Raw genomic sequence first — 21,830 nt, forward strand, 5'->3', positions numbered from 1 at the left:
GCCCGACGAAATCGATAAACGATTCTCCGATATACGCAACCGCTATGGCCAACAAGACTCCTGCGCGTGCGCCGCGCCGCGCCGCCGCTGCGCCCCCCGCCGTCGCAAAATCTCCCGACCCGCTGTTCAACCAGTCGCTCGAGAAGGGCCTGGCCGTGCTGCGCGCCTTCGACGGCGCGCATCGCACGATGACGCTGGCCGAGCTGGCCGAGCGCACCGCCATGAGCAAGGGTTCGGCGCAGCGCACGGTGCACACGCTGCAGGTGCTGGGCTACGTGGGCAAGCACCCGCAGACGCGGCGCTTCCAGCTGCTGCCGCGCACCATCGAGCTGGGCTACAACTACATGGCGGCCAACGCGCTCATCCAGACGGCCACCCCGTACCTGGCGCAGCTCGCCAATGCCAGCGGCGAGACGGCCAGCGTGACCGAGCCGGTCGGCACCGAGATGGTCTACGTCGCGCAGCTGGTGACGTCGAAGTTCATTCCCGTGCAGACGCCCGTGGGCATGCGCATCCCGATGTACTGCACCAGTTCAGGCCGCGCCTGGCTCAGCAGCCTGCCCGACGCGCAGGTGCTGGCGCTGCTGCAGGCCTCGGAGCGGGCGCAGCGCACGCCGGTCACGCTGACCGACGTGGACGCCATCATGGTGCGCATCGCCGACTGCCGGCGCGTGGGCTATGCCACCAATGCCGAGGAGCTGTTCCTCGGCGATATGGGCATCGGTGCGCCCATCCTCAACCGCAAGGGCGAGGCGCTGGGCGCCGTGCATGTCTCGCCGCCGACCAGCCGCTGGACGCTCGAAGAAGCACAGCGGAAGCTCGCGCCGATGGTGATCGAGTGCGCGCGCGCCATTTCGAGCGCGGTGGCGCACTGAAATCGCTCTGTTTTATCGTTTAAGCGTAGATAGATATCGATAAACGATTTTATCAATGCGATTAACTTTGGCATGTCACTTGCTTCGTCAACCGCTCACCCGCAACTCAAAGGTCGACCTCCCATGAAGCTCCATTCCTTGCCGTCGCTGCCCGCCAAACGCTTGGGCAAGCGCACCGGCGCCTTGCTGATCGCTGCCCTGTCGCTCGCGAGCACCGCCGTGCTCGCGCAGGAAAAAGTGATGCGCATCGCCATGACGGCCGGCGACATTCCGCGCACCTCGGGCCAGCCCGACCAGGGCTACGAAGGCAACCGCTTCACCGGCATCCCGATGTACGACAGCCTGACGCAGTGGGACCTGAGCTCGGCCACCAAGGCCAGCGTGGTGATCCCCGACCTCGCCGTGTCGTGGGCCGTCGACGCGAAGGACCGCACCAAGTGGATCTTCAAGCTGCGTCCCGGCGTCAAGTTCCACGACGGCTCGCCCTTCAACGCCGACGCCGTGGTCTGGAACGTCGACAAGGTGCTGCGCAAGGACGCGCCGCAGTTCGACCCCGCACAGATCGGCGTGACCGCCTCGCGCATGCCCACGCTGCGCACCGCCCGCAAGATCGACGACCTGACGGTCGAGCTCACCACGTCGGAGCCCGACTCGTTCCTGCCGATCAACCTCACGAACCTGTTCATGGCCTCGCCCGTGCAATGGGAGAAGAAGCTGGCCGCCGTGCCCGCGAGCGTGACCGGCACCGCCGAGCGCAGCAAGGCCGCCTGGACCGCCTTCGCGGCCGACTTCTCGGGCACCGGCCCGTTCAAGGCCTCGAAGTTCGTGCCGCGCGAGCGCCTGGAGATCGTGAAGAACCCCGACTACTGGGACGCCAAGCGCCGCCCGAAGATCGACCGCGTCGTGATGCTGCCGCTGCCTGAAGCATCGTCGCGCACCGCCGCGCTGCTGTCGGGCCAGGTCGACTGGATCGAGGCACCGTCGCCCGACGCGCTCGAGACCATCAAGGGCCGCGGTTTCAAGCTCTACCAGAACCTGCAGCCGCACCTGTGGCCATGGCAGTTCTCGATGCTGCCGGACTCGCCGTTCGCTGACAAGAAGGTACGCTACGCCGCCAACCTGTGCCTGAACCGCACGGCGCTCAAGGAACTGCTCGGCGGCCTGATGGTCGAGGCCACCGGCGTGGCCGAGCCCGGCAACCCGTGGCGCGGCAACCCCAGCTTCCAGATCAAGTACGACCCGGCCGCCGCCAAGAAGCTCATGACCGAAGCCGGCTACTCGGCCGCCAAGCCGGTCAAGGTGAAGGTGCAAACCTCGGCCTCCGGCTCGGGCCAGATGCAGCCGCTGCCGATGAACGAGTTCATCCAGCAGAGCCTGAAGGAATGCTACTTCGACGTGCAGTTCGACGTGGTCGAATGGAACACGCTGTTCTCCAGCTGGCGCCTCGGCGCGAAGGACCCGAGCGCCCATGGCGCGCACGCCACCAACGTGAGCGCGGCGACCATGGACCCCTTCTTCGCGATGGTCCGCTTCGTGAGCACCAAGGCCTTCCCGCCGGTGTCGAACAACTGGGGCTACTTCAGCAACCCGGAAGTCGATGCCCTGGTCGACAAGGCCCGCACCACCTTCGACGACAAGCAGCGCGACGCGGCGCTGGCCACGCTGCAGGCGCGCATCATCGACGAGGCACCGTTCCTGTTCGTCGCGCACGACGTCGGTCCGCGCGCCCTGTCGCCGAAGATCAAGGGCGTCGTCCAACCCCAGAGCTGGTTCATCGACCTCGCCACCATGTCGATGGACTGATGCTGTCTTACCTCCTGCGCCGCATCGGCTACGCCCTGCCCATCATGCTGGGCGTGTCCTTCCTCTGCTTCATGCTGGTGCACATCGCGCCGGGCGACCCGCTGGTGTCGATCCTGCCGGCCGATGCATCGGTCGATCTGCAGCAGCAGATGATGAAGCTCTATGGCTTCGACCGGCCCTGGCCGGTGCAGTTCGCGCAGTGGATCTGGCGCGCGCTGCACGGCGACCTGGGCACATCGATCGCCACCGCGCGGCCGGTGACGCAGGAGGTCTTCAAGGCCGTGGGCAACACCTTCATGCTGGCCGCGCTGGCCACGCTGATCGGCTTCGCCTTCGGCGCCCTTTTCGGTTTCGTCGCCGGCTACTTCCGCAACTCGTGGATGGACCGCGCGGCCTCCTTCATCTCGGTGATCGGCGTGAGCCTGCCGCACTACTGGCTCGGCATGGTGCTGGTCATCATCTTCTCGGCCAAGCTGATGTGGCTGCCGGCCACCGGCGCGGGGCCCGACGGCTCGGGCCTGTGGAAGTGGGACGCCGAACACGTCAAGTACCTGATCCTCCCCGCCGTGACCATGTCCTTCATCCCGATGGGCATCGTCGCGCGCACGGTGCGCGCGCTGGTGGCCGACATCCTGTCGCAGGAGTTCGTCATCGGCCTGCGCGCGCGCGGCCTCAACGACTTCGGCGTGTTCAAGCACGTGGTGAAAAACTGCGCGCCGACTGCCCTCGCGGTGATGGGCCTGCAGCTGGGCTACCTGCTGGGCGGCTCGATCCTGATCGAGACCGTGTTCTCGTGGCCGGGCACCGGCTTCCTGCTGAATCAGGCGATCTTCCAGCGCGACCTGCCGCTGCTGCAGGGAACGATCCTGGTGCTGGCGCTGTTCTTCGTCGGACTGAACCTGATCGTCGACGTCTTGCAAACCATGTTCGACCCCCGCATCGAAAGGGCCTGAACGATGTCCGCCACCGCCACGTCCTCCATCGCCGCCGGCACGGCGCCGTCGGCCCCCCTCCAGGCCGTGCGTTCGCGCAGCCATGGCGCCAACGTGATGCGCCGCCTGGTGCGCAACCCCGTCGCCATGACGGCCGCGGCCATCATCGGGCTGCTGATCCTCGTGGCCATCTTCGCGCCGTGGATCATGCCGGCCGACCCCTTCGCCACCTCGATGTTCAAGCGGCTGCGGCCGGTGGGCACGCCGGGCTATCCGCTGGGCACCGACGAGTTGGGCCGCGACCTGCTGTCGCGCCTGATGCTCGGCGGCCGACTGTCGCTCTTCATGGGCATCGCGCCGGTGATCATGGCCTTCGTGATCGGCAGCGCGCTGGGCATCCTCGCGGGCTACGCCGGCGGCAAGGTCAACACGGTGATCATGCGCTGCATCGACGTGCTCTACGCCTTCCCGTCGGTGCTGCTGGCCATCGCGCTGTCGGGCGCGCTGGGCGCGGGTATCACCAATGCGCTGATCTCGCTGACGGTGGTGTTCGTGCCGCAGATCGCGCGCATCGCCGAAAGCGTGACCACGCAGGTGCGGCGCAGCGACTACGTCGACGCGGCCCGTGCCTCGGGGGCGCCGGCCCTGACCATCGTGCGGCGCCATGTGCTCGGCAACGTGATCGGACCGATCTTCGTGTATTCGACCAGCCTGATCTCGGTGGCGATGATCCTGGCCTCCGGCCTGTCCTTTCTCGGCCTGGGCGTGAAGCCGCCGCAGCCGGAATGGGGCCTGATGCTCAACACGCTGCGCACCGCCATCTACAGCCAGCCGCTGATCGCCGCGCTGCCCGGCGTGCTGATCTTCGTGACCTCGGTGTCCTTCAACATGCTGGCCGACGGCCTGCGCACCGCGATGGAGGTGAAGCAATGAACGACGTGACAACCGCCACCACCTCGGTCGACCCGCGCGACATCGGCGGCCCACGCCAGCCGCTGATGCGCGTGCAGGCCCTGAAGAAGCACTTCCCGCTCAAGCGCGCCGGCCTGGGCTTGGGCCCCAAGTCGGCGGTGCGCGCCGTCGACGGCGTGAGCTTCGAGATCCGCAAGGGCGAGACGCTCGGCGTGGTCGGCGAATCGGGCTGCGGCAAGTCGACCACCGCGCGCCTCCTGATGCAGCTCATCGTGCAGGACAGCGGCGAGCTGGTGTTCGACGGCGTCACCGTCGGCGCGCGCGAGCTGCCGCTGCGCGACTTCCGCCGCCAGACGCAGATGGTGTTCCAGGACAGCTATTCGTCGCTCAACCCGCGCATGACGATCGAGGACTCGGTCGCCTTCGGGCCGACGGTGCACGGCGTGTCGTCGCGCGAGGCGCTCAACCGCGCGCACGACCTGCTCGCGCGCGTCGGCCTGGAGCCCGCGCGCTTCGCGGGGCGCTACCCGCACGAGCTGTCCGGCGGGCAGCGCCAGCGCGTGAACATCGCGCGTGCGCTCGCGCTCGAGCCGCGGCTGGTGATCCTCGACGAAGCGGTGTCTGCGCTCGACAAGTCGGTGGAAGCGCAGGTGCTCAACCTGCTCGAAGACTTGAAGCGCGACTTCGGCCTGACCTACCTCTTCATCAGCCACGACCTGCACGTGGTGCGCTACATGTCGGACCGCGTGCTGGTGATGTACCTCGGCCAGGTGGTCGAGGTCGGCACCGCCGCGCAGGTGTTCGATGCGCCGCGCCACCCCTACACGCGCGCGCTGCTGCGCTCGATGCCCAGCGGCGATCCGATGCAGCGCACCACCGAGGCGCCGCTCTCGGGCGACCCGCCCAACCCGATCGACCCGCCGTCGGGCTGCCGCTTCCACACGCGCTGCGCCTTCGCGCAAGCGGTGTGCAGCCAGACGCAGCCGGACTTCATCGAGACCGCCTCGGGCCACGGCGCCGCCTGCCTGCGCTGGCAACCGGGCTCGGGCTACGTGCCGCCGCCGGACTTCCCGGACCTGGCCGAGACGAAACCGGAGGTGGCCCATGTCTGAACTCGCCGTCGAACTGAAGGACCTGCGCGTCGAGTTCCGCGCACCGGGCAAGCGCATCGAGGCCGTCAACGGCGTCGACCTGCGCCTGCGCCAGGGCGAGGTGGTGGCGCTGATCGGCGAATCGGGCTCGGGCAAGAGCGTGACGCTGCGCACCGTGATGCGGCTGCACCCCGAACGCAACACACGCATCACCGGCACGCTCGACGTCAACGGCAAGAACGTGCTCGGCATGAACGCGCGCACGCTGGCGGACCTGCGCGGCAAGGAAGTCGCGATGATCTTCCAGGAGCCGCTGCTGGCGCTCGACCCGGTCTACACGGTCGGCGCGCAGATCGTCGAAGCCATCCGCCGCCACGAGGGTGTGAGCCACTCGGAAGCGCGTGCCCGTGCCCTGGCGCTGTTCGAGAAGGTGCGCATCCCCAGCCCCGAACGGCGCCTGGCGGCCTACCCGCACGAGATGTCCGGCGGCATGCGGCAGCGCGCAATGATCGCGCTGGCACTGGCCTGCAACCCGAAGGTGCTGCTGGCCGACGAGCCGACCACCGCGCTCGACGCCACGGTGCAGATCCAGATCCTGCTGCTGCTGCGCGAACTGCAGCGCGACCTCGGGCTGTCGGTGATCTTCGTCACGCACGACATCGGCGCGGCCGTCGAGGTGGCCGACCGCATCGCCGTGATGTACGCCGGGCGCATCGTCGAGGAAGGCACAGCGCGCGATCTGATCCTGGCGCCGCGGCACCCCTACACCATCGCGCTGCTCAAGAGCCGCGCGCACGGCGCGATGACGCGCGGCACGCGGCTCGAGACCATCGGCGGCTCGCCGCCCGACCTGTCGGCGCTGCCGCCGGGCTGCGCCTTCGCCGCGCGCTGCACGCTCGCGACCGACGCCTGCCGCGCGGCGCAGCCGCCGGCGGTCGAGGTGTCGCCGGGGCATCATGCGCGCTGCATCCGTACCGACGACGCGGCCGCCATCGCGCCCGCCGCGCTCGCCTGAGGCACAGGCACTCGGGCCGCCTTCGCATCCTTTTCAGAGACCCACCATGCACCTGCACGACCCCGCCCACGCCTTCGTCCCCTACCCCGACGTGCCCGTCGAGAGCGCCGCCACCGGCCCGCTGGCCGACCTGCGCTTCGCAGCGAAGGACCTGTTCGACGTGGCCGGCTACCCGACCGGCGGCGGCAGCCCCTTCCTGCTGGCGATGTCGGGCATCAAGACGCAGACCGCGCCCGCCGTGCAGGCGCTGCTCGATGCCGGCGCGCACTTCGTCGGCAAGACCGTGACCGACGAGCTGGCCTTCTCCATGACCGGCAACAACGCGCACTTCGGCGCGCCGATCAACGGCGCGGCCAAGGACCGCATCACCGGTGGCTCGTCGTCGGGCTCCGCATCCGCCGTTTCTTCGGGCCTGTGCGACTTCGCGCTGGGCAGCGACACCGGCGGCTCGGTGCGCGCGCCGGCCAACCACTGCGGCCTGTACGGGCTGCGCCCGACGCACGGCCGCATCAGCCTCGAACGGGTGCTCGACCTGGCGCCCAGCCTCGACACCTGCGGCTGGTTCGCGCGCGACGTCGGCACCTTCGCGCGCGTGGCCGACGTGCTGCTGGGCACCGACGCCAGGCCGCTGCCCGCCACGGTGCGGCTGCTCTGGCCGCAGGACGTGTGGGCGATGCTCAGCGCACCGGTGACGCAGGCGCTGGCGGCGCCGGCGGACCGCATCCAGTCGGTGCTGGGCAAGGCGGCACCGGTCGAGCAGCTCGCGCTGGAGTCGTGGGACGCGATGTACTGGAACTTCCGCTACATCCAGGGCCGCGAAGCGTGGCTCACCGACGGCCCGATGATCGAGCGCTTCGCGCCGCCGCTGGGCCCCGGCGTGGCCGAGCGCTTCGCGTGGTCGCGCGACGTGACCGATGCACAGGTGAACACCGCACGCGCCTTCCGCATCGCCTTCCGCCAGCAGTTGGCCGCGCTGCTCGGCGACGACGGCGTGCTGCTGATGCCGACCATGCCCGACATCGCGCCGCTGCGCAGCGCGGCCGACAGCACGCTCGAGGACTACCGCAACGACTCGATCCGCATGCTGTGCGTGGCCGGGCTCAGCGGCTTCCCGCAACTGTCGATGCCGCTGGCGCAGCGCGACGGTGCGCCGCTGGGCATCTCGCTGCTCGGCCCGGCGGGGTCGGACCGCTCGCTGGTCGTGCTGGCGGAGCGCATCGGCGAGCGCTAGGGGTTCTGCGGCACGTTCCGTCCCAGCGGCGGCAGGTCGAGCATCGGCGCGTCCGGTTCGGGGGACGCCGCCTCGGCACCGAGGTCCGGTTCGTACAGCAAGTCGTTGAAATCCGTCGACGCGAAGCTCGCCGGAACATGGATCCCCTGCGCATCCTTGGTCACCAGGCCGCGGCTCTCCATGTCCTTCATGGTCTTGTTGACCATCTCGCGCGAGATGCCCGAGTACGAGGCGATGATGGTCTGGGTGATGCGCTTGTCGTAGCCACCGCGCTCGGCGGGCGCCCATTGGGTCAGTTCGTGCAGCACGCGCTCCACGATCTTCGTGGCCGAGGAAGTCGTCACCCGGCGCAGTTGCGTGCGCAGCATGCCGATGCGCCGGGCCTCCAGTTCGAGCAGACCCAGCGGCAGCGCGGGGTACTTCGCGCACAGGGCGCGCAGGTGCCTCACGGGCGCCGCATAGATGACGGAGGGGAGCGCCGCGATGGCGGTCGCGGGGCACGCGAACACGTCCTCGCCCCAGGACGGCGGCAGGAAGAAGTCGCTGCGCTGGATGAAATCCGTCGTCACCTCCTCGCTGTTTTCGCGGCTGTGCCGGGCAACGCGGAGCAGGCCGGTGGCGACGCAATAGACGTGCTGGCAGGGCTCCCCCGCCGCCTTCACCAGCTGATGGCGCTTGTAGGTGAGCAGTTCGGTCACATCCCGGAGCGCATCGCGATCGGCCTGCGACAGCGGCGTGAAAAGAGGATGAAGGTACATAGGCTCTCCGGTCAGGCATGGCCTCGGGCGTCTCTCGGCTCGGCGAGGGTCGCCGTCGCCTCCTCGATGCACATGGCGCGCCCGACGCGACACCCCTCACGACCGGCGCACGCCGCGCCCGCTGGCACACCACGAGAGGACAAGGGCCGGCGGGGCGTCGCCCGGCCAACGCGCGTTCAATGAATCGCCGCGGTGCCCGCGCACGCGCCGGCCAACGCGTGCGGCGCGGCGGCATTCGTGGGGGTCAACGCCGGGAGTGCCGCCCGCGGACCGCCCAGATAGTAGCCCTGCATCCACCGCGCACCCGCGCGCAGCGCGACACCGAGATCCTCGGCCCGGTCCACGCCCTCCACCACGGTGCAGGGGGCCAGGTTGGCGCAGAGCGCCAGCGCATGCTTGAGGCTGTCGAAGCCGAACTGGCTTTCGCCGGCCCGCCGGATGAACTGCGCCTCCAGTTTCACGATGTCGGGCTTGCACGCCTGCAGCACGCCCAGGCTGGCCGCGCTCGCGGCGAAATGGTCGATGGCGATCCGGCATCCGCAGACGGCCAGGCGGCGGCAGAAGTCGCGCATCGCCTCCGCGTCCTGCCACTGCGCACCGGCCCAGCCGACCTCGACCACCAGGCGGCGTGCCACCTCGGGCTCTTGCGCGAGGGCACGTAGCGCCGTGGCCCACCAATGGTCCAGCCGCGCGCTGTTCGCGGAGATGTTCAGGCTCATGCCCGCCTCGGGGCTTCGACGCAGGGCCTCGAGAATCTGGTTCGCCGCCATGTGGTCGAGTTCGCGCGTGAGCTGGAGCCGTTCCAGGCAGGGCAGGACGCTGCCGAGCGCGACCGGCACGCCGGAACGGCCCTGGATGGGAAGAAGGTGCACGCAGCCTTCGCGATAGAGGGTGTCGGCCGATGCATAGGCGTCGATGACCGGCTGCCAGCGCATCTGCATGCGGCCGGCCCGCGCGGCCTCGAGCACGGCCACCGCCGTTTCCATGTCCGCACGATAGCGGGCGCGCCAGTCCTTGGACGGGAGGTCCTGGAAATCGGGCGCGGGCTGCGCCGCCCACAGCACCAGGTCGGTCTCGGCGGCGTCCAGGGTGCGCGGATCGGGGACGTCGATCCAGCCGACGTGGAGCCGTGCCAGCGCAGCCATGGCCTGGAAGCGGACCGCCTCGCCGGCGACGGCGCACAGCAACTGCTCGAGGTCCGCGTTCACCGGCGACGCATCGGTGGATGCGAGGGGCAGCGTGCCGCGCTCGGACCAGATCAGGAAGCAGTCGTCGCGCAGCGTCAGCACCCGGTCGCCGCTCGTGGCGCCGACGAAGGCGATCAGCCGGCGCGCCACCTCGCGGCTGGTCGCGGCGGCGAACTCGGCGCCGAAGGCCTCGTCGAGGTGCGGGAGATTGCCGATGAAGACGAAGGCGCAGGTCTGCCGGCGCGACAGCGTGCGGCCCCAGCCGTCAGGGCGCCGGTGCGGCCGCGTTGCCGCCACCGTGCTGCGCCGGACCCGGTCGCGCGCCGCCGCGGTCCACGGCAACAGGCTGCGCAGCGGCCGCCCCAGGGCGCGCAGAAACGCATCGACCGAAGCCGGAGGCGGTACGCCCGGCGCCGATACCTCCGTCGATGTGTCGAGTGAACAGGTCCGCATCGCATCATGCCTTTGTGTCGTGTTGTCGTCGCAGGCCCATGGTAGGAACGCATCGCCCGCGACGCATGCTCCTTCTTCGGCACTTTGTGGGGCGGATCACAAACCCGTGCATCCATGCGCCGGAAATGCCAACGACGACCGCGGCCTGCGGGGCGCGGCTAAGGAAACCCCCGATGGAGCCGGCCGCCGTATTGACTACGATCCGCGCACCCCGGGCGCCGGGCTGCGACCCCCGGCATCCGCGCCGGCGGCGCTCCTACGTTCACACAGCACCGATGTCCACCCCTCCCGAGTCCGGCCCCGTGCTGGACGCCGCCAGCCCCCTCCCCCCACAGATCGAAGCGGCCGACGAACCGGCCAAGGTGCCGCTGGCCATCGAGGACTGGGCCACGGTGGTCATCATGGGCCTGCTGGCCTGCATCACCTTCGCCAACGTGCTGGTGCGCTACTTCACCGACTCGTCCTTCGCGTGGACGGAGGAGTTCTCGGTCTTCCTGATGATCCTGCTGGCCATGGTCGCCGGCTCGGCCGCGGTGGCACGCGACCGGCACATCCGCATCGAATACTTTTCCGAAAGCGGCTCGATGGCGCGGCGCAAGCGGCTGTCGCAGTTCGGCGCGGTGCTGGTGGCGGCGCTCTTCCTGCTGATCGCCGCGCTCAGCGTGCGCATGGTGTGGGACGACTACCGTTTCGAGGAAACCTCGCCGGGCATCGGCGTGCCGGCCTGGTGGTACTCGATCTGGCTGCCGATCGTGTCGACCGCCATCGCGCTGCGGGCCGTCGGACTGTTCATCCGGCGCGGCCGCCGCGACGACCGGGGCGACGAATGATCGCGACGCTGCTGTTCGTCGCCTTCGTCGTGCTGATGCTGATCGGCGTGCCGATCGGCGCGGCGCTCGGCCTGGCCGGCGCGGCCTGCATCGCGCTCGCCAACGCCGATGCCCAGTGGTTCGGCCTGCTGGCCGTGCCGCAGAACTTCTACGCGGGCCTGGGCAAGTACCCGCTGCTGGCGATCCCGATGTTCGTGCTGGTCGGCTCGATCTTCGACCGCTCCGGCGTCGCGTTGCGGCTGGTGAACTTCGCCGTCGCCATCGTCGGCCGTGGGCCGGGCATGCTGCCGATGGTCGCGATCCTGGTCGCGATGTTCCTCGGCGGCATCTCGGGCTCGGGCCCGGCCAACGCCGCTGCGGTGGGCGCCGTGATGATCGCGGCGATGTCGCGGGCCGGCTACCCGCCGGCCTTCTCGGCCAGCGTGGTCGGCGCGGCCGCGGCCACCGACATCCTGATCCCGCCCTCGGTCGCCTTCATCGTGTACTCGGTGCTGGTGCCCGGTGCGTCGGTACCGGCGCTGTTCGCTGCCGGCATGATTCCCGGCATCCTGGCCGGGCTGGCGCTGATCATTCCGGCCGTGTGGATGGCACGCAAGCACAAGATGGGCGCGCTCGAGGCCAGCATGCCGCGGCCCGCCTTCTGGAAGAGCTTCCGCGAAGCGACCTGGGGCCTGGCCGCGCCGGTGCTGATCCTCGGCGGCATGCGCGCGGGCTGGTTCACGCCGACCGAGGCAGCGGTGGTCGCGGTGTTCTACGGGCTCTTCGTCGGCATGGTGATCTACCGGACGATCAAGGTGCGCGACCTGTTCGTCATCCTGCGCGAGGCGGGCGAGCTGTCGGCCGTGATCCTGCTGGTCGTCTCGCTCGCAGGCATCTTCGCGTACTCGCTCTCGACGCTCGGCGTGATCGACCCGGTGGCCAAGGCCATCACCAACTCGGGCCTGGGCGAGTACGGCGTGCTGGCGCTGCTGATCGTCATGCTCATCACGGTGGGCATGTTCCTCGACGGCGTGTCGATCTTCCTGATCTTCGTGCCGCTGCTGTGGCCCATCGTGCAGTTCTACAAATGGGACCCGGTGTGGTTCGGCGTGATCCTCACGCTCAAGGTGGCGCTGGGCCAGTTCACGCCGCCGCTCGCGGTCAATCTGATGGTGTCGTGCCGCATCGCCAACGTGCGCATGGAAGAGACCGTGCGCTGGGTCGGGTGGATGCTGTTCGCGATGTTCCTCGTGATGGTCGCGGTGATCGCGTGGCCGCAGCTGGCACTGTGGCTGCCGAACAAGCTGGGGTATTGAGATGTCGCCAAAAAGCCAGTGGTTGGGGTGGGATCACGCCGACGGCGTACTCTGCTCCGCGAATGTCCCCCGGCCTGCGGCCTCCTCCTTGATTTCGCTGCGCAGAGCACACCATCGACGTGATCTGGACGCGCTGTGGGTGATCGCGCGTACACCCCCCATCGCGTCCACGTGCGCAGGGTATCGGGTGCTCCCCGCAGCGAAATAAAGGAGGAGCCGAAGGCGGGGGACATTCGCGGAGGGGAGTACCCGGTGGCCTGCACACGCACCCCGAATGCACCGATCTCCTCAACATTCAACGTGTAGTTCGTGTTCGATAACAAAAGGAGACATCCAATGAAATTCCGCCGCACCCTGCTCGGCCTCGCGCTGGCAGCCACCGCCCTTGGCTTCACCACCGGCGCCATGGCGCAGGCCGCCTACAAGCCCGAATACAAGATGTCCCTGGTGCTCGGCCCGCCGACGCCCTGGGGCCAGGCCGGGAAGATCTGGGCCGACCTCGTGAAGGAGCGTACCCAGGGCCGCATCAACATCAAGCTGTACCCCGGCGTGTCGCTCATTCAGGGTGACCAGACGCGCGAGTTCAGCGCGCTGCGCCAGGGCGTGATCGACATGGCGGTCGGCTCCACCATCAACTGGTCGCCGCAGGTCAAGCAGCTCAACCTGTTCTCCATGCCCTTCCTCATGCCCGACTACGCGGCCATCGACGCGCTCACGCAGGGCGAGGTCGGCAAGGAGCTGTTCGCCACCATCGACAAGGCCGGCGTGGTGCCGCTGGCCTGGGGCGAGAACGGCTACCGCGAGATCACCAACTCCAAGCGCGCCATCAGGTCGCCCGACGACCTCAAGGGCATGAAGATCCGCGTGGTCGGCTCGCCGCTCTTCGCCGACCTCTTCACTGCGCTCGGCGCCAACCCGACGCAGATGAGCTGGGCCGACGCGCAGCCCGCCCTGGCCAGCGGTGCCGTCGACGGGCAGGAGAACCCGCTGTTCCTCTTCACCGTGCTGAAGATGCAGAACGTCGGCCAGAGGTTCGTGACCACCTGGGGCTACGTCGCCGACCCGCTGATCTTCGTGGTCAACAAGGAGATCTGGGCCTCGTGGACGCCGGCCGACCAGGCCATCGTGAAGCAGGCCGCCATCGATGCCGGCAAGCAGGAAATCGCCATCGCGCGCAAGGGGCTGATCGAAGCCGACAAGCCCGTGCTCAAGGACATCGCCGGCATGGGCGTGACCGTGACGCAGCTGTCGCCGGCCGAGCGCGAAGCCTTCGTCAAGGCGACGCGGCCGGTCTATGCGAAGTGGAAGCCGACGATCGGCAACGCGCTGGTGGAGAAGGCCGAGAAGGCGATCGCGGCGCGCAAGCAGCCCTGACGCCCGAACGCGTCACGACGAATCGTTCTACAGCAGGTACTCGCCGCTGGCTTCCGGCTGGTAGGCGATGGCCGCAATCTGCAATTGCCCGCCCGACCCATCGGGCGCGACCCAGTTCGCCACGTCGCCGACCCGCAGCCCGAGCAGCGCGGTGCCGACCGGCGACAGCACCGAGATGCAGCCGGTGGCGGGGTCGGCGTCCGACGGGTAGCTCAGCGTCAGCGTTCGCCGTTGGCGGTCGCCGGTGGGCTCGACCACCTGCACGCGCGAGCGCATCGTGACGACGTCGGCGGCGATCTCGCTGGGCGCGACAAGCTCGGCGTTGTCCAGCACGCTCTGGATGGCGCTGGCCGGCAGGCCGTCGGCGTACTTGCCGAGCCGGGCGTGGTCGAGTTCGGTGAGGGTGCGCGTGGCGAGCACGGCGATGGAATCGGGGGTCATGGCGAAACGCTCCTGGAAAAAGACGCGCGCCGAGGCAGCGGGTGCCCGGTGATCCAGTGGCGCGATGAAAAGAAGAAGGGGGATCGCCGGGCTCAGGAGCGTGCAGCAGCACGTCGGCCCGGCATGCGGCGAAGCTCCGCGCGCAGGCGCACGGCAGACCGGCTTGCCAGAAGCCGATCCGCGAGAACGCTGACGAGGGAGGACGCGAAAGAGCGCATGGCGCCATCGTAGGCCGGTATGGCGCTCGCGGCACGCATACACCTGCAGGCCATGCGGGTTCGCAAAAAACAAAGCCCCGCAATGCGGGGCCTTGTCGTTCCGGGCGCAGCAGCCTCAGTGCTGCAGGATCTTGTTCAGGAAATCCTTGGTGCGCGGCTGGCGGTTTTCCGGATGGCTGAAGAACTCGTCCTTCGGGCAGTCTTCCAGGATGCGGCCACCGACGTCGATGAAGATCACGCGGCTCGCGACCTTGCGGGCGAAGGCCATCTCGTGCGTCACGACCATCATGGTCATGCCTTCCTTGGCCAGGGCCACCATCACGTCGAGCACTTCGCCGACCATCTCGGGGTCGAGGGCCGAGGTGGGCTCGTCGAACAGCATGACGATCGGGTCCATGCTCAGCGCACGGGCGATCGCCACGCGCTGCTGCTGGCCGCCGGACAGCTGGCCGGGGAACTTGTCCTTGTGCGCCATCAGGCCCACGCGATCGAGCATCTTCAGGCCGCGGACCTTGGCCTCGTCGGGCTTGCGGCCCAGCACCTTGATCTGCGCGATCGTGAGGTTCTCGGTCACCGACAGGTGCGGGAACAGCTCGAAGTGCTGGAACACCATGCCGACCTTCGAGCGCAGCTTGGGCAGGTTGGTCTTGGGGTCGTGCAGCGGAATGCCGTTGACCGTGATCTCGCCCTTCTGGAAGGGCTCGAGCGCGTTCACCGTCTTGATGAGCGTCGACTTGCCCGAGCCCGAGGGGCCGCAGACCACGACGACGTCGCCCTTGGCGATGTTGACCGAGCAGTCGTTGAGCACCTGGACCGGGCCATACCACTTGGAAACATTCTTGATTTGAATCATGTTTTCGGACATTTTTTCTCTCCGGTCAGCGAATGATGGCGATCTTCTTGTGCAGGCGCTTCACGAGGTAGGACAGCGCATAGCACATCACGAAATAGACGACGGCCGCCAGCAAGTAGGCCTCGATCGGCCGGCCGTAGTTCTTGCCGGCGGTTTCCAGCCCCTTCAACAGGTCGTAGGCGCCGATGGCGTAGACCAGCGAGGTGTCCTGGAACAGGATGATGGTCTGCGTGAGCAGCACCGGCAGCATGTTGCGGAAGGCCTGCGGCAGGATCACCAGCTTCATGTTCTGGCCGTAGGTCATGCCCACCGCCATGCCCGCGAAGACCTGACCGCGCGGGATGGACTGGATGCCGGCCCGCATGATCTCGCTGAAGTAGGCCGCCTCGAAGGCGATGAAGGTGATCACCGCGGAACCCTCGGCGCCGATCGGCCGGCCGATGACGAAAGGCACCAGCAGGAAGAAGCCCAGGATCACCATCACCAGCGGAATGCTGCGCATGCCGTTGACGTAGATGGCCGCGGGCGCATCGAGCCACTTCTTGCCCGACAGGCGCATCAGCGCGAGGATGGTGCCGAAGACGATGCCGCCGATCGTCGCGACGACCGTCAGGATGACGCTGAAGTACAGGCCGTCGAGGACGAACTTGCTGAAGACGTCCCAGTTGTAGAACGAAAAATCGAGATTGCCCATGTCAGTGTCCCCCGCCGCCGCTGGCCGAAACGATGAAGCCCGGCACGCGCGTCTTCTTCTCGATGAACGCCATCACGCGGTTGATCGCGAAGGCCGAGACGATGTACAGCGCCGTCACGGCGAGGAACATCTCGATGGGGCGCGAGGTTTCTTCGCTCGACTGGATGAAGAACATCGTGAGTTCGCTGACCGACACGGCGAAGGCGACCGACGAATTCTTGAAGATGTTCATGGTCTCGCTGGTGAGCGGCGGGATGATGATCCGATAGGCCATCGGCAGGATCACGTAGCGGTAGTACTGGAAGGTGGTGAAGCCCACCGCCATGCCCGCGTAGCGCTGGCCCTTGGGCAGCGCCTGGATGCCCGAGCGCACCTGCTCGGCGATCCGCGCCGAGGTGAAGAAGCCCAGCGCCAGCACCACCAGCACGAAGCTCGGCACCCCCTTCATCACGGGAATCAGCGCCGGGATGACGTGGTACCAGAGGAAGATCTGCACCAGCAGCGGAATGTTGCGGAAGAGTTCGACCCAGGCATTGCCCAGGCGAACCAGCCACGGGCTGTCGGGCAGCGTGCGGATGATGCCGATCAGCGAACCCAGCACCAGCGCCACGATCAGCGCCAGCAGCGCCACCGACAGCGTCCAGCCCCAGGCCGAGAGCATCCATTGCCAATAGGTCGGGAACTTCCCGCCCGGGTCTTGCATGAAGACCTGCCAATCCCAGTTCGATCCCATCGGGTTTCTCCTTCTCGTCGACTGTTGTTATGCCGTTGTTCTGCCGATCGCGAAAACAAACGCCCGCCGAAAGTGGCGGGCGTTGGCATGCTGACCGGCGTTGAATTACTTCTTGGCCGCGTAGTCTTCCATGGGTTTGTCGTTCGGGTTCGCCCAGGCGTTCTTGGTGGCGTCCGACAGGGCCAGGCCGACCTTCACGTTGGCCGGCGGGATCGGCTGCAGGAACCACTTGTCCCACAGCTTGTTCAGCTCGCCCGACTTGATCTGCGCCTTGATGCTGTCGTCCACGGCCTTCTTGAAGGCCGGGTCGTCCTTGCGGATCATGATGGCGATCGGCTCGACGCTCAGCACTTCACCGACGATCTTGTAGTCGGCCGGCGACTTGGACTTGGCGATGTTCGAGGCCAGGATGGAACCGTCCATCACGAAGGCGTCGGCGCGGCCCGATTCGAGCAGCAGGAAGCTGTCGGAGTGGTCCTTGCCGTACAGCTCCTTGAAGTCGATGCCGCCGGCGCGCTCGTTCTTGCGCAGCGTCTGCACCGAGGTGGTGCCGGTGGTGGTCGCCACGGTCTTGCCGTTCAGGTCCTTGATCGAGTTGATGCCCGAGTTGGCCTTGACCGCGATGCGCACTTCCTCGACATAGGTCGTGACGGCGAAGGCCACGTCCTTCTGGCGGGTCGCGTTGTTGGTGGTCGAGCCGCACTCGATGTCGACGGTGCCGTTCTGCACCAGCGGAATGCGGTTCTGCGAGGTCACCGGCTGGTACTTGGTCTCGAGCTTCTTGCCCACGGACTTTTCCAGGTCCTTGATGATGTTCGCGCAGATGTCGTAGTGGAAACCCGTGTACTGGCCGTTGCCCAGCGTGTACGACAGACCCGACGATTCGCGAACGCCTTCGGTGATGACGCCCGAGGCCTTGATCTTCGCCAGGGTGTCGTTGGCTTGCGCGAATGCGCCGCCGGCGGCGAGCGCCAGGATCGACAGTGCCAGTACTTGTTTTTTCATGCGGAAAACTCCTGAGTTGACTGAGGGGAACATGACGAAATTCTAGGCAGTCACGTTTGAAGGAACACCCGTGCCAACCCGGTGCATCGCGCACCATGACATGGATTCTCCCTCGGAAAACAGCCGCTCAGCGCTGGTGCGCACGGCCCGGCTTTCGTCATTGCGCTGAGGATAAGCAGCCTTTGTGCCCGACGGCACCCAAACCGATGCCGGATGCGCTGGTTCTCATGCATTCGCGTCATACCGGCCGCGCGACCTGAGCGCTCCCTCACGCGGTCGGCTGGGTCTCGACCAGGTAGGCCCAGAGCGCGTCGACCGAGCGCTTGCCCTGCAGCGCATCGCTGCTCGCCTTGCCGCCGCGGCCGGTGCTTTTGACCGGCGCAGCCGGCGCCATCGGCCGCTCGCGGTAGGCGCGGATCTCCATGGTCGCCTCGAGGCTGTCGATCTCCGGCGGCAGCGCGCTCACCAGCCGGCGCGCTTTCACTTCCTGGCGCACCGCGCTCTGCGGCAGGAAGGCGATGCCGTGCCCTTCGAGCGCCATCGCCTTGAGGCTTTCGGACATGTCGGTTTCGTAGACGCGGTCGAGGTGGATCGCCGTGCCGGAGTCCTTGATGAGCTGGTCGACCACGCCGCTCAGGTAGGCGCCCGGCGCATAGCCGAGGTACGGCAGCGGCTGGCCCGGGCGCCCCGGCAGCCGGTAGCGCGGCGCGCCATCGGCGTCGGGCTTGACCCAGGGCGCCACCACCTCGTGGCCCAGCAGCACCATCTCGTAGCGGTTGGTGTCCAGCTGCAGCGGCTGCGACGGATGCTGGTAGGCGATCAGCACGTCGCAGCTGCCCTCGACCAGCCGATGCACCGCGTCGTGCACGTTGAGCGCGATCAGGCGGGTCTTGAGGGGGCCGAAGTGCTCGCGCAGCGTGGTCGCCCAGGCCGGAAAGAAGGTGAAGGCCAGCGTGTGCGGCACCGCGAACTCGATCACATCGTGGGCCGCCGCGGAATGCCCGCGCAGCATGGCCCGCGTGCTCTGCAGCCCCTGCAGCATCTCGATGGCCTGGCTGTAGAGCGTCTGGCCGGCTGGCGTCAGGCGCGTCGGGTAGGACGAGCGGTCGACCAGGTCGGTGCCGGCCCAGCCCTCCAGCGCCTGGATGCGGCGCGAGAAGGCCGGCTGCGTGACGTGGCGCAGCTGGGCGGAGCGGCTGAAGCTGCGGGTCTCAGCCAGGCTGACGAAATCTTCGAGCCACTTGGTTTCCATGGGGCGGGATTATGGGACCGGCGAGACCAGGCCGCGCCCCGAGAAATGACCTTCGGCGTTGGCGAGGAAGCGCGTCACCGAGGCCGTCACCGCTTCCGGCGACCAGCCGGCCACGTGCGGCGTCAGCACGATGGTGTCGAGACCGATCAGCGGCTCGGGCCGGTGCGGCTCGCTCTCGTACACGTCGAGGCCGGCACCGCCCAGGCGCTTCTCGCGCAGCGCCGCGGCCAGCGCATCGGTGTCGACCACGCTGCCGCGCGCGATGTTGACGAGCACGCCGCGCGGGCCGAGCGCGTCGATCACGTCACGGCCGACCAGGTGCTTCGTGCCCGCGCCGCCGGGCGTCGCCACGACCAGGAAGTCGGCCCAGGTCGCGAGCGCCAGCAGGCTGTCGAAGTAGCGGTGCGCCACGCCCTCTTTCGGGCGCCGGTTGTGATAGCCGATGTCCATGTCGAAGCCACCGGCGCGCTTGGCGATCTTCTGGCCGATGGTGCCGAGCCCCACGATGCCGAGCTTGCGGCCCGAGACGTTCGGCGGGAACGGAATCACGTCGCGCCAGACGCCGTCGCGGCACTGCCGGTCGAGCTTCACGATGCCGCGCACCGCCGCGATCAGCAGCCCGAAGGCGTGGTCGGCCACGCAGTCGTCGTTGGTGCCCGCACCGTTCGCCACCGCGATGCCGCGGGCGCGCGCCGCCGCCAGCGCGACGTTCTCGTAGCCCGCGCCCATGGCGCAGATCAGCTCGAGCCGGGGCATGGCGTCGATCTCCTCGGCTGTCACGCCCGTGCCGCCATTGGTCAGCACGGCGCGAAAGACGGCACCCTTCGCCGCGATGGCCGCGTCGCGGCTCGGCCGGTCGATGGCGTAGGTGACATCGTAGTGCTCGCGCAAGAGGGCGAGGTGCTCGTCGGTCTGCAGGTTCAGGACCAGCAGGGGAATCTTCCCGGTCATTCGAATCGCTCCTGAGTCGGTTTCAAAAAAATGCGGGGCGCCACGGCCCGTTCACAGCACCGGCGCCGCCTCGATCTGCTGCATGGTCCACATCTGGGCATAGCGGCCCTGCCGTTCGAGCAGCGCCGCATGCGTGCCGCGCTCCACGATCACACCGCTCTCCATCACGAGGATCTCGTGCGCATCGATCACGGTCGAGAGCCGGTGCGCGATCACCAGCGTGGTCTTGTTGCGCGCCGCGCTCTTGAGTTCGGACTGGATGGCGCGCTCGTTGGCCGAGTCGAGCGCCGAGGTGGCCTCGTCGAAGATGACGATCGGCGGGTCCTTCAGCAACGTGCGCGCGATCGCCACCCGCTGCTTCTCGCCGCCCGACAGCTTCAGCCCGCGTTCGCCCACCATGGTGGCGTAACCCTTGGGCGTGGCGGCGATGAAGTCGTGGATGCGTGCCGCCTTCGCCGCGCCCTCCACCTCCTCGCGCGTGGCGTTCGGCCGGCCGTAGGCGATGTTGTATTCGACGGTGTCGTTGAACAGCACCGTGTCCTGCGGCACGATGCCGATGGCCTGGCGCACGCTGGCCTGGGTCACGGTACGGATGTCTTCGCCGCCGATGGTGATGCGGCCGTCCTGGACATCGTAGAAGCGGTACATCAGGCGCGCCAGCGTCGACTTGCCCGAGCCCGACGGCCCGACCACCGCCACCGTCTTGCCGGGCGGAATCTCGAAGCTCACATGCTTGAGGATCGGCCGCGCCGCCTCGTAGGCGAAGCTCACGTCCTCGAAGCGCACGGCGCCCTCGGCGTGCGACAGCGGCTGCGCGCCGGGCGCATCGCGCACCTCGCGCTCCTTCTCCATCAGCACGAACATCTTGTCGAGGTCGGTCAGGCTCTGCTTGATCTCGCGGTAGATCACGCCCAGGAAATTCAGCGGGATGTAGAGCTGGATCATGAAGGCGTTGACCATCACCAGGTCGCCCAGCGTCATGCGGCCTTCGACCACGCCCGCCGTCGCGCGCCACAGCATCAGCACCAGGCTCACCGCGATCAGCAGCTGCTGGCCGGTGTTGAGCATCGACAGCGTGCGCTGGCTCTTGATGGCGGCCTGGCGGTAGCGGTCGAGGCTGGCGTCGTAGCGGCCGGCCTCGAACTCCTCGTTGTTGAAGTACTTGACCGTCTCGTAGTTCAGCAGCGAATCGACCGCGCGGCTCTGCGCCACCGAATCGAGCTCGTTCATGGTCTTGCGGAACTGTGTGCGCCACTCGGTCACCGTCACGGTGAACGTGATGTAGAGCACCAGCGCGGCACCGGTGATCCAGACGAAGAGCGCGTCGAACTTCACGCCCAGGATGGTCAGCACCAGCACCAGCTCGATGATGGTCGGCACGATGCTGTAGAGCGACATCGAGATCAGCGAATGCACCCCGCGCGTGCCGCGCTCGATGTCGCGCGTCATGCCGCCGGTCTGGCGCTCGAGGTGGAAGCGCAGGCTCAGCGCGTGCAGGTGGCGGAACACCTCCAGCGAGATGCGGCGCGCGGCCCCCTCGGTCGCCTTGGCGAACACCAGCTCGCGCAGTTCACCGAAGAGCGAGGTCGAGAAGCGCAGCAGGCCATAGGCCAGCAGCAGGCCGATCGGCACGATCAGCAGCGCCTGGGCCATGTCCGGAAGGCCTGGCTTGGGCGTCATGGTGTCGACCAGGTTCTTCAGCAGCACCGGGACGCCCACGTTGGCGACCTTGGCACCGATCATGAAGGTCAGCGCGGCCAGCACCCGCCATTTGTAGTCCCACAGGTAGGGGAACAGCCGGCGCAGCGTGGCCCAGTCGGACCGATCGCTGCGCGGGGGGGCGCCGCCGGGCGCGTGGTGGGGGGAGGAGAGGGCTTCGCCGCTGCGGCGCATGGGAGACAATCGTGGCTGTTGTTGCCTTCGATTG

At 68.0% G+C, this 21,830-nt stretch carries 20 protein-coding genes; 10 read left to right on the forward strand and 10 right to left on the reverse strand.

The window, feature by feature from the left end; translation table 11 throughout:
- Positions 1–44: 44 nt before the first annotated feature.
- The 7 genes from N8A90_RS19220 to N8A90_RS19250 all read left to right on the forward strand — a co-directional run bounded on the left by N8A90_RS19220 (position 45) and on the right by N8A90_RS19250 (position 7,859).
- Positions 45–875, forward strand: a complete 831-nt coding sequence (locus tag N8A90_RS19220; RefSeq protein ID WP_262076622.1) for an IclR family transcriptional regulator — start codon at positions 45–47, stop codon at positions 873–875.
- A 123-nt stretch (positions 876–998) separates the two neighbouring features.
- On the forward strand, positions 999–2,678 hold the full coding sequence (locus N8A90_RS19225; RefSeq protein ID WP_262076624.1) for an ABC transporter substrate-binding protein: 1,680 nt from the start codon (positions 999–1,001) through the stop codon (positions 2,676–2,678).
- A complete protein-coding gene (locus N8A90_RS19230) occupies positions 2,678–3,631 on the forward strand; it encodes an ABC transporter permease (RefSeq protein WP_262076625.1) in 954 nt (317 codons plus the stop codon). Before N8A90_RS19225 ends, N8A90_RS19230 begins: the two co-directional genes overlap by 1 nt.
- A gap of 3 nt (positions 3,632–3,634) precedes the next feature.
- The gene (locus N8A90_RS19235; protein WP_262076626.1) at positions 3,635–4,543 is read left to right on the forward strand and encodes an ABC transporter permease; all 909 of its coding nucleotides are present in this window, start codon (positions 3,635–3,637) and stop codon (positions 4,541–4,543) included.
- Positions 4,540–5,634 carry an ABC transporter ATP-binding protein gene (locus N8A90_RS19240; RefSeq protein ID WP_262076627.1) on the forward strand — a complete coding sequence of 365 codons (1,095 nt, stop codon included), beginning with the start codon at positions 4,540–4,542 and terminating at the stop codon, positions 5,632–5,634. The genes N8A90_RS19235 and N8A90_RS19240 overlap by 4 nt, the downstream gene beginning before the upstream one ends.
- Positions 5,627–6,628, forward strand: coding sequence for an ABC transporter ATP-binding protein (locus N8A90_RS19245; RefSeq protein WP_262076628.1), 1,002 nt, complete (start codon positions 5,627–5,629; stop codon positions 6,626–6,628). Before N8A90_RS19240 ends, N8A90_RS19245 begins: the two co-directional genes overlap by 8 nt.
- A gap of 46 nt (positions 6,629–6,674) precedes the next feature.
- Positions 6,675–7,859 carry an amidase gene (locus N8A90_RS19250; protein WP_262076630.1) on the forward strand — a complete coding sequence of 395 codons (1,185 nt, stop codon included), beginning with the start codon at positions 6,675–6,677 and terminating at the stop codon, positions 7,857–7,859.
- Here N8A90_RS19250 and N8A90_RS19255 read toward each other — a convergent pair.
- The gene (locus tag N8A90_RS19255) at positions 7,856–8,617 is read right to left on the reverse strand and encodes a Crp/Fnr family transcriptional regulator (RefSeq protein WP_262076631.1); all 762 of its coding nucleotides are present in this window, start codon (positions 8,615–8,617) and stop codon (positions 7,856–7,858) included. The genes N8A90_RS19250 and N8A90_RS19255 overlap by 4 nt on opposite strands.
- A gap of 176 nt (positions 8,618–8,793) precedes the next feature.
- Positions 8,794–10,257, reverse strand: coding sequence for an EAL domain-containing protein (locus tag N8A90_RS19260; protein ID WP_262076632.1), 1,464 nt, complete (start codon positions 10,255–10,257; stop codon positions 8,794–8,796).
- A gap of 275 nt (positions 10,258–10,532) precedes the next feature.
- On the opposite strand from N8A90_RS19260, the gene N8A90_RS19265 reads away from it, so the two are divergent.
- The 3 genes from N8A90_RS19265 (at position 10,533) to N8A90_RS19275 (ending at position 13,756) form a co-directional block, all read left to right on the forward strand.
- Complete coding sequence (locus tag N8A90_RS19265; protein ID WP_262076634.1) at positions 10,533–11,087, forward strand: TRAP transporter small permease; 555 nt, start codon at positions 10,533–10,535, stop codon at positions 11,085–11,087.
- Positions 11,084–12,382, forward strand: coding sequence for a TRAP transporter large permease (locus tag N8A90_RS19270; RefSeq protein WP_262076635.1), 1,299 nt, complete (start codon positions 11,084–11,086; stop codon positions 12,380–12,382). The genes N8A90_RS19265 and N8A90_RS19270 overlap by 4 nt, the downstream gene beginning before the upstream one ends.
- Before the next feature lie 336 nt (positions 12,383–12,718).
- A complete protein-coding gene (locus N8A90_RS19275) occupies positions 12,719–13,756 on the forward strand; it encodes a DctP family TRAP transporter solute-binding subunit (RefSeq protein ID WP_262076636.1) in 1,038 nt (345 codons plus the stop codon).
- A gap of 27 nt (positions 13,757–13,783) precedes the next feature.
- Here the strand turns inward: N8A90_RS19275 and rnk are convergent, their stop codons facing one another.
- From rnk to N8A90_RS19315, 8 genes are all read right to left on the reverse strand, one after another.
- Positions 13,784–14,197: a nucleoside diphosphate kinase regulator gene (gene rnk / locus N8A90_RS19280; RefSeq protein WP_262076637.1), complete on the reverse strand. Its 414-nt coding sequence runs from the start codon at positions 14,195–14,197 to the stop codon at positions 13,784–13,786.
- A gap of 333 nt (positions 14,198–14,530) precedes the next feature.
- On the reverse strand, positions 14,531–15,268 hold the full coding sequence (locus tag N8A90_RS19285; protein ID WP_262076746.1) for an amino acid ABC transporter ATP-binding protein: 738 nt from the start codon (positions 15,266–15,268) through the stop codon (positions 14,531–14,533).
- A gap of 25 nt (positions 15,269–15,293) precedes the next feature.
- Positions 15,294–15,962 (reverse strand): amino acid ABC transporter permease, encoded by a 669-nt coding sequence (locus tag N8A90_RS19290; protein WP_262076638.1) that lies wholly within the window; start codon positions 15,960–15,962, stop codon positions 15,294–15,296.
- Between the two features lies 1 nt (position 15,963).
- Entirely contained in the window at positions 15,964–16,695 is a 732-nt protein-coding gene (locus N8A90_RS19295; RefSeq protein WP_410087713.1) for an amino acid ABC transporter permease, read from the reverse strand.
- 105 nt (positions 16,696–16,800) lie between these two features.
- Entirely contained in the window at positions 16,801–17,700 is a 900-nt protein-coding gene (locus N8A90_RS19300) for an amino acid ABC transporter substrate-binding protein (protein ID WP_262076639.1), read from the reverse strand.
- A 268-nt stretch (positions 17,701–17,968) separates the two neighbouring features.
- Positions 17,969–18,952 (reverse strand): LysR substrate-binding domain-containing protein, encoded by a 984-nt coding sequence (locus tag N8A90_RS19305; protein ID WP_262076640.1) that lies wholly within the window; start codon positions 18,950–18,952, stop codon positions 17,969–17,971.
- Between the two features lie 9 nt (positions 18,953–18,961).
- Positions 18,962–19,903 carry a 2-hydroxyacid dehydrogenase gene (locus tag N8A90_RS19310; RefSeq protein WP_262076641.1) on the reverse strand — a complete coding sequence of 314 codons (942 nt, stop codon included), beginning with the start codon at positions 19,901–19,903 and terminating at the stop codon, positions 18,962–18,964.
- A gap of 51 nt (positions 19,904–19,954) precedes the next feature.
- A complete protein-coding gene (locus N8A90_RS19315; RefSeq protein WP_262076642.1) occupies positions 19,955–21,796 on the reverse strand; it encodes an ABCB family ABC transporter ATP-binding protein/permease in 1,842 nt (613 codons plus the stop codon).
- Between the last annotated feature and the right edge of the window lie 34 nt (positions 21,797–21,830).

Source organism: Variovorax sp. N23 (assembly GCF_025486315.1).
Taxonomy (GTDB): Bacteria; Pseudomonadota; Gammaproteobacteria; order Burkholderiales; family Burkholderiaceae_C; genus Variovorax.

Bases quoted from the DNA above. Each gene is read 5' to 3' on its own strand.
- N8A90_RS19235 (WP_262076626.1), top strand. From the start codon at position 3,635: ATGTCCGCCACCGCCACGTCCTCCATCGCCGCCGGCACGGCGCCGTCG.
- N8A90_RS19270 (WP_262076635.1), top strand. From the start codon at position 11,084: ATGATCGCGACGCTGCTGTTCGTCGCCTTCGTCGTGCTGATGCTGATC.
- N8A90_RS19230 (WP_262076625.1), top strand. From the start codon at position 2,678: ATGCTGTCTTACCTCCTGCGCCGCATCGGCTACGCCCTGCCCATCATG.
- N8A90_RS19300 (WP_262076639.1), bottom strand. From the start codon at position 17,700: ATGAAAAAACAAGTACTGGCACTGTCGATCCTGGCGCTCGCCGCCGGC.
- N8A90_RS19250 (WP_262076630.1), top strand. From the start codon at position 6,675: ATGCACCTGCACGACCCCGCCCACGCCTTCGTCCCCTACCCCGACGTG.
- N8A90_RS19310 (WP_262076641.1), bottom strand. From the start codon at position 19,903: ATGACCGGGAAGATTCCCCTGCTGGTCCTGAACCTGCAGACCGACGAG.
- rnk (WP_262076637.1), bottom strand. From the start codon at position 14,197: ATGACCCCCGATTCCATCGCCGTGCTCGCCACGCGCACCCTCACCGAA.
- N8A90_RS19255 (WP_262076631.1), bottom strand. From the start codon at position 8,617: ATGTACCTTCATCCTCTTTTCACGCCGCTGTCGCAGGCCGATCGCGAT.
- N8A90_RS19290 (WP_262076638.1), bottom strand. From the start codon at position 15,962: ATGGGCAATCTCGATTTTTCGTTCTACAACTGGGACGTCTTCAGCAAG.
- N8A90_RS19295 (WP_410087713.1), bottom strand. From the start codon at position 16,695: ATGGGATCGAACTGGGATTGGCAGGTCTTCATGCAAGACCCGGGCGGG.
- N8A90_RS19245 (WP_262076628.1), top strand. From the start codon at position 5,627: ATGTCTGAACTCGCCGTCGAACTGAAGGACCTGCGCGTCGAGTTCCGC.
- N8A90_RS19240 (WP_262076627.1), top strand. From the start codon at position 4,540: ATGAACGACGTGACAACCGCCACCACCTCGGTCGACCCGCGCGACATC.
- N8A90_RS19315 (WP_262076642.1), bottom strand. From the start codon at position 21,796: ATGCGCCGCAGCGGCGAAGCCCTCTCCTCCCCCCACCACGCGCCCGGC.
- N8A90_RS19260 (WP_262076632.1), bottom strand. From the start codon at position 10,257: ATGCGGACCTGTTCACTCGACACATCGACGGAGGTATCGGCGCCGGGC.
- N8A90_RS19275 (WP_262076636.1), top strand. From the start codon at position 12,719: ATGAAATTCCGCCGCACCCTGCTCGGCCTCGCGCTGGCAGCCACCGCC.
- N8A90_RS19220 (WP_262076622.1), top strand. From the start codon at position 45: ATGGCCAACAAGACTCCTGCGCGTGCGCCGCGCCGCGCCGCCGCTGCG.
- N8A90_RS19285 (WP_262076746.1), bottom strand. From the start codon at position 15,268: ATGATTCAAATCAAGAATGTTTCCAAGTGGTATGGCCCGGTCCAGGTG.
- N8A90_RS19225 (WP_262076624.1), top strand. From the start codon at position 999: ATGAAGCTCCATTCCTTGCCGTCGCTGCCCGCCAAACGCTTGGGCAAG.
- N8A90_RS19265 (WP_262076634.1), top strand. From the start codon at position 10,533: ATGTCCACCCCTCCCGAGTCCGGCCCCGTGCTGGACGCCGCCAGCCCC.
- N8A90_RS19305 (WP_262076640.1), bottom strand. From the start codon at position 18,952: ATGGAAACCAAGTGGCTCGAAGATTTCGTCAGCCTGGCTGAGACCCGC.